The organism is uncultured Streptococcus sp. (assembly GCF_915066115.1).
Taxonomy (GTDB): domain Bacteria; phylum Bacillota; class Bacilli; order Lactobacillales; family Streptococcaceae; genus Streptococcus.
The window spans coordinates 1-5975 of the sequence record NZ_CAJZDT010000116.1 but is presented as its reverse complement, the minus strand read 5'-3'; the positions used below and the strand labels follow the sequence as shown (position 1 = coordinate 5975).

Here is a 5975-nt window from a genome sequence, read left to right as displayed (position 1 = left end):
AACCTATCAAAAAGTGAGGGAAAACCCTCGAAATTATAAATAGAAAGAGTGAATCTTATGCTCCAACAACTAGTAAATGGTTTGATTCTAGGTAGTGTTTATGCGCTGTTAGCCCTAGGATATACCATGGTTTACGGAATTATCAAGCTCATCAACTTCGCCCACGGTGATATTTATATGATGGGAGCCTTTATCGGTTATTTCTTGATTAATTCTTTCCAAATGAATTTCTTTGTAGCGCTTATTGTAGCTATGATAGCGACAGCCATCCTTGGTGTCGTGATTGAGTTTCTTGCTTACCGACCTTTGCGCCACTCTACTCGTATTGCTGTTTTGATTACAGCTATTGGGGTGTCTTTCCTATTGGAGTATGGCATGGTCTATCTGGTTGGTGCCAATACCCGTGCCTTCCCTCAAGCGATTCAAACAGTTCGCTATGATTTGGGACCAGTTAGCCTAACAAACGTTCAGTTAATGATCTTGGCCATTTCCTTGATTTTGATGATTTTGTTACAAGTCATTGTTCAAAAGACTAAGATGGGGAAAGCCATGCGTGCTGTATCTGTAGATAGCGATGCAGCGCAATTGATGGGGATCAATGTAAACCGTACTATCAGCTTTACCTTCGCTTTGGGTTCAGCTCTTGCGGGTGCAGCTGGTGTTCTGATTGCCCTTTATTATAACTCTCTTGAGCCTTTGATGGGGGTTACTCCAGGTCTTAAATCTTTCGTTGCCGCTGTACTTGGCGGTATCGGAATTATTCCTGGTGCGGCTCTTGGTGGATTTGTGATTGGTCTATTGGAAACCTTTGCGACAGCCTTTGGGATGTCAGACTTCCGTGATGCAATTGTTTATGGAATCTTGTTGTTGATCTTGATTGTCCGCCCAGCTGGTATCCTTGGTAAGAATGTGAAAGAGAAGGTGTAAACGATGAAGGAAAATTTAAAAGTTAATATTCTATGGTTACTCCTTTTGTTAGCTGGTTATGGCTTGATTAGTGTACTGGTCTCAGTCGGTGTACTCAATCTATTCTATGTACAGATTTTACAACAAATTGGAATTAATATTATTCTGGCTGTTGGTCTCAACTTAATCGTTGGTTTTTCAGGACAATTTTCACTTGGGCATGCTGGTTTTATGGCGATTGGTGCTTATGCCGCTGCTATTATTGGCTCTAAATCACCAACATACGGTGCCTTCTTTGGAGCCATGCTTGTAGGGGCTTTACTTTCAGGGGCAGTTGCCTTACTTGTCGGAATTCCAACCTTGCGTTTGAAGGGGGACTATCTTGCAGTAGCGACTCTTGGGGTTTCTGAAATTATCCGTATCTTTATCATCAATGGTGGAAGCCTTACAAATGGTGCAGCAGGTATCTTAGGGATTCCTAACTTTACAACTTGGCAAATGGTTTACTTCTTTGTCGTGATTACAACCATTGCAACCTTGAACTTCTTGCGTAGTCCAATTGGTCGTTCAACCCTCTCCGTTCGTGAGGATGAAATCGCTGCTGAGTCAGTTGGGGTTAATACAACTAAAATTAAAATCATCGCTTTTGTCTTTGGTGCTATCACTGCAAGTATTGCTGGGTCACTTCAGGCAGGATTTATCGGCTCTGTTGTACCTAAAGATTACACCTTCATCAACTCAATCAATGTTTTGATTATTGTTGTATTTGGTGGACTTGGTTCCATTACAGGTGCCATTGTTTCAGCTATTGTCCTTGGAATTTTGAATATGCTTCTCCAAGATGTTGCTAGTGTGCGTATGATTATTTATGCTTTAGCCTTGGTATTGGTCATGATTTTCAGACCAGGTGGACTCCTTGGAACATGGGAATTGAGCCTATCACGTTTCTTTAAAAAATCTAAGAAGGAGGAACAAAACTAATGGCATTACTTGAAGTAAAACAGTTAACCAAACATTTTGGCGGTCTTACAGCTGTTGGAGATGTGACTCTTGAATTAAACGAAGGGGAACTGGTTGGACTAATTGGTCCAAATGGAGCTGGGAAAACCACTCTTTTCAACCTCTTGACGGGTGTTTATGAACCAAGTGAGGGAACAGTAACACTAGATGGTCACCTTTTGAATGGAAAGTCACCTTATAAGATTGCTTCTTTGGGACTTGGACGTACATTCCAAAATATCCGTCTCTTTAAAGATTTAACAGTTTTGGACAATGTTTTGATTGCTTTTGGCAACCATCACAAACAACATGTTTTTGCTAGTTTCTTACGCTTACCAGCTTTTTACAAGAGTGAAAAAGAATTAAAGGCTAAAGCTTTGGAATTGCTTAAAATCTTTGATTTAGATGGGGATGCAGAAACGCTCGCTAAAAACCTTGCCTACGGACAGCAACGTCGTTTGGAAATTGTTCGTGCCCTCGCTACGGAACCTAAAATTCTCTTTTTGGATGAACCAGCAGCAGGTATGAACCCGCAGGAAACAGCAGAATTGACTGAGTTAATTCGTCGTATTAAAGATGAATTTAAGATTACAATCATGCTGATTGAACACGATATGAATCTGGTCATGGACGTTACAGAACGCATCTATGTACTTGAATACGGTCGCTTGATTGCTCAGGGGACTCCAGACGAAATTAAGACCAATAAACGTGTTATCGAAGCTTATCTAGGAGGTGAAGCCTAATGTCGATGTTAAAAGTTGAGAATCTTTCTGTACATTACGGTATGATCCAAGCAGTCCGTGATGTAAGTTTTGAAGTGAATGAAGGAGAAGTTGTTTCCCTTATCGGTGCCAATGGTGCAGGTAAGACAACCATTCTCCGTACCTTGTCAGGTCTGGTTCGACCAAGTTCAGGAAAGATTGAATTTTTAGGACAAGAAATCCAAAAAATGCCAGCTCAAAAAATCGTGGCAGGTGGTCTTTCACAAGTACCAGAAGGACGCCACGTCTTCCCTGGATTGACTGTTATGGAAAATCTAGAAATGGGAGCTTTCTTGAAGAAAAACCGTGAAGAAAATCAAGCAAACTTGAAGAAAGTTTTCTCACGCTTCCCACGTCTTGAAGAACGTAAAAACCAGGATGCAGCCACTCTTTCAGGAGGAGAACAACAAATGCTTGCCATGGGACGCGCTCTTATGTCAACACCAAAACTTCTTCTCTTAGATGAACCATCAATGGGACTTGCCCCAATCTTTATCCAAGAGATTTTTGATATCATTCAAGATATCCAGAAACAAGGAACAACCGTCCTCTTGATTGAACAAAATGCCAATAAGGCACTCGCAATCTCTGACCGAGGTTATGTACTGGAAACAGGAAAAATCGTACTTTCAGGAACAGGAAAAGAACTCGCCTCATCAGAAGAAGTCAGAAAAGCATATCTAGGTGGCTAAACTAGTCTGGGAGACTAGTTTAGGTTGCGGATGGAGATTACGAAGCAATTATCTTATCCAGTGGATTATTTTAGTTGGCATATTTAGATTGCAAACAAATCTACATCTACACTGAAAGATGAATTTCTAATAATTGAAAAAATCGAATGAAACGTTTTTTACCTTCATTCACAGAGCTCGATTTAAGAGCTCTTTTTGCTAGCTTATTCATACTTTTCTGAATTTTGAAAAAGAAATGTAAGCGTTTGATAGATTTACAAAAAGATTGTATAATAGGGATAAGAATAGAAAAGGAGAAGTCTCATGGCAGTTAAAGATTTTATGACCCGCAAGGTAGTGTACATTAGTCCAGATACAACAGTATCTCATGCAGCAGATTTGATGAGAGAGCAAGGTTTGCACCGCTTGCCTGTTATCGAAAATGATCAATTGGTTGGTTTGGTAACTGAAGGAACCATTGCGCAAGCAAGTCCATCCAAAGCAACAAGTCTTTCTATCTATGAGATGAATTATCTTCTAAATAAGACAAAAGTCAAAGATGTCATGATCCGCGATGTTGTCACTGTTTCAGGATATGCGAGTCTAGAGGATGCAACTTATCTGATGTTGAAAAATAAGATTGGTATTCTTCCTGTCGTTGATAACCATCAAGTATACGGAGTTATTACTGACCGTGATGTTTTCCAAGCCTTTCTTGAAATTGCTGGTTATGGTGAGGAAGGAATTCGTGTGCGTTTTGTTACAGAAAATGAAGTTGGTGTACTCGGAAAGATTGTTTCTTTGATTGTAGAAGAAAATTTGAATATCTCCCATACAGTAAATATTCCACGTAAGGATGGTAAGGTGATTATCGAAGTTCAAATTGATGGATCAATCGATTTACCAGCCTTGAAAGAAAAATTTGAAGCAGAAAACATCCAAGTAGAAGAGATTAGTCGTACTTCTGCTAAAATTTTGTAAGAAGGGAAGCCGTAAGGCTTCTTTTTTCATGAAAAGGAGAGTAGAGCAAAAGATGGAAAGAAATGATAGATTATGGTATAATAAAACGATATAAAAAAGGAGTATTTATGGACATTTCAGAAATTCGTCAAAAAATTGACGCAAATCGTGAAAAATTAGCTTCTTTCAGGGGGTCTCTTTGACCTCGAAGGTTTAGAGGAAGAGATTGCCATCTTGGAAAACAAGATGACAGAACCTGATTTTTGGAACGATAATATCGCGGCCCAAAAAACGTCGCAAGAATTAAATGAATTAAAAAACACCTACAATACCTTCCACAAAATGGAAGAGTTGCAGGATGAAGTTGAAATTTTATTAGACTTTTTAGCTGAAGATGAGTCGGTGTATGAAGAATTGGTTGAACAGTTATCAGAACTTGATAAGATGATGACTAGTTACGAGATGACCCTTCTATTATCAGAACCTTATGACCATAATAATGCCATCTTGGAAATCCATCCAGGATCCGGTGGGACTGAGGCTCAGGACTGGGGTGATATGTTGCTTCGTATGTACACTCGCTATGGAAATGCTAAAGGATTTAAAGTAGAAGTTTTGGATTACCAAGCAGGAGATGAAGCTGGTATCAAGTCGGTAACCCTATCCTTTGAAGGACCTAATGCCTATGGTCTTCTCAAGTCAGAAATGGGTGTTCACCGTTTGGTCCGTATTTCACCATTTGACTCTGCTAAACGTCGCCATACCTCTTTCACATCTGTAGAAGTGATGCCAGAGTTGGATGATACCATTGAAGTGGAAATCCGTGAAGATGATATCAAGATGGACACCTTCCGTTCAGGTGGTGCTGGTGGACAAAATGTCAACAAGGTTTCCACAGGTGTACGTTTAACACATATTCCTACTGGGACTGTTGTCCAGTCAACGGTCGATCGTACTCAGTATGGAAATAGAGATCGTGCCATGAAGATGTTGCAGGCTAAGCTCTATCAAATGGAGCAAGAAAAGAAAGCTGCGGAAGTTGATTCCCTCAAAGGTGAGAAAAAGGAAATCACATGGGGAAGTCAAATCCGTTCTTATGTTTTCACGCCTTATACTATGGTAAAAGATCATCGAACTAGCTTTGAAGTTGCGCAGGTAGATAAGGTTATGGATGGAGACCTAGATGGTTTTATTGATGCCTACCTCAAGTGGCGAATCAGCTAAGATAGAAAGGAACTCACATGTCAATCATTGAAATGAGAGATGTCGTCAAAAAATACGACAACGGAACGACTGCTTTGCGAGGTGTCTCAGTCACTGTTGAACCCGGGGAATTTGCCTATATCGTAGGTCCGTCTGGAGCTGGGAAATCAACATTTATTAGAGCTTTGTACCGCGAAGTAAAAATCGAAAAAGGAAGCTTAACTGTTGCTGGTTTTAATCTGGTTAAAATTAAAAAGAAAGATGTCCCGCTTCTACGTCGTAGTGTTGGAGTTGTCTTCCAGGATTATAAATTGTTGCCAAAGAAAACGGTTTATGAAAATATTGCTTACGCTATGGAAGTAATCGGGGAAAATCGCCGTAATATCAAAAAACGTGTGATGGAAGTTTTAGACTTGGTTGGGTTGAAGCACAAGGTTCGTTCTTTCCCCAATGAGCTCTCAGGTGGAGAGCA

General features: G+C 40.1%; 7 protein-coding genes. All 7 read left to right on the top strand.

Features of this window, described 5'->3' with window-relative positions:
• The first annotated feature begins 57 nt into the window (after positions 1-57).
• Positions 58-927, top strand: a complete 870-nt coding sequence (locus QZ565_RS07755) for a branched-chain amino acid ABC transporter permease (protein ID WP_033679951.1) — start codon at positions 58-60, stop codon at positions 925-927.
• Between the two features lie 3 nt (positions 928-930).
• Positions 931-1887, top strand: a complete 957-nt coding sequence (locus QZ565_RS07750) for a branched-chain amino acid ABC transporter permease (protein ID WP_000662290.1) — start codon at positions 931-933, stop codon at positions 1885-1887.
• The gene (locus QZ565_RS07745; RefSeq protein ID WP_001185996.1) at positions 1887-2651 is read left to right on the top strand and encodes an ABC transporter ATP-binding protein; all 765 of its coding nucleotides are present in this window, start codon (positions 1887-1889) and stop codon (positions 2649-2651) included. Before QZ565_RS07750 ends, QZ565_RS07745 begins: the two co-directional genes overlap by 1 nt.
• Complete coding sequence (locus QZ565_RS07740) at positions 2651-3361, top strand: ABC transporter ATP-binding protein (RefSeq protein WP_000062219.1); 711 nt, start codon at positions 2651-2653, stop codon at positions 3359-3361. The genes QZ565_RS07745 and QZ565_RS07740 overlap by 1 nt, the downstream gene beginning before the upstream one ends.
• Before the next feature lie 303 nt (positions 3362-3664).
• Positions 3665-4321, top strand: coding sequence for a CBS domain-containing protein (locus QZ565_RS07735; protein WP_125410886.1), 657 nt, complete (start codon positions 3665-3667; stop codon positions 4319-4321).
• A 107-nt stretch (positions 4322-4428) separates the two neighbouring features.
• Positions 4429-5524, top strand: a protein-coding gene (gene prfB / locus QZ565_RS07730) for a peptide chain release factor 2 (RefSeq protein ID WP_295527852.1) whose coding sequence is annotated in 2 segments (ribosomal slippage) — positions 4429-4500 and positions 4502-5524 — 1095 coding nt in all. Because the reading frame shifts where the segments join, the coding sequence is not laid out codon by codon here.
• Positions 5525-5541: 17 nt separating this feature from the next.
• Positions 5542-5975, top strand: a 434-nt coding sequence (locus tag QZ565_RS07725; RefSeq protein ID WP_295527849.1) for an ATP-binding cassette domain-containing protein, incomplete at its 3' end; no start/stop codon positions are given.

What these genes read in the sequence shown, in the direction of transcription:
- QZ565_RS07755 (WP_033679951.1), top strand. Translation starts at nt 58, where the DNA reads ATGCTCCAACAACTAGTAAATGGTTTGATTCTAGGTAGTGTTTATGCG.
- QZ565_RS07750 (WP_000662290.1), top strand. Translation starts at nt 931, where the DNA reads ATGAAGGAAAATTTAAAAGTTAATATTCTATGGTTACTCCTTTTGTTA.
- QZ565_RS07745 (WP_001185996.1), top strand. Translation starts at nt 1,887, where the DNA reads ATGGCATTACTTGAAGTAAAACAGTTAACCAAACATTTTGGCGGTCTT.
- QZ565_RS07740 (WP_000062219.1), top strand. Translation starts at nt 2,651, where the DNA reads ATGTCGATGTTAAAAGTTGAGAATCTTTCTGTACATTACGGTATGATC.
- QZ565_RS07735 (WP_125410886.1), top strand. Translation starts at nt 3,665, where the DNA reads ATGGCAGTTAAAGATTTTATGACCCGCAAGGTAGTGTACATTAGTCCA.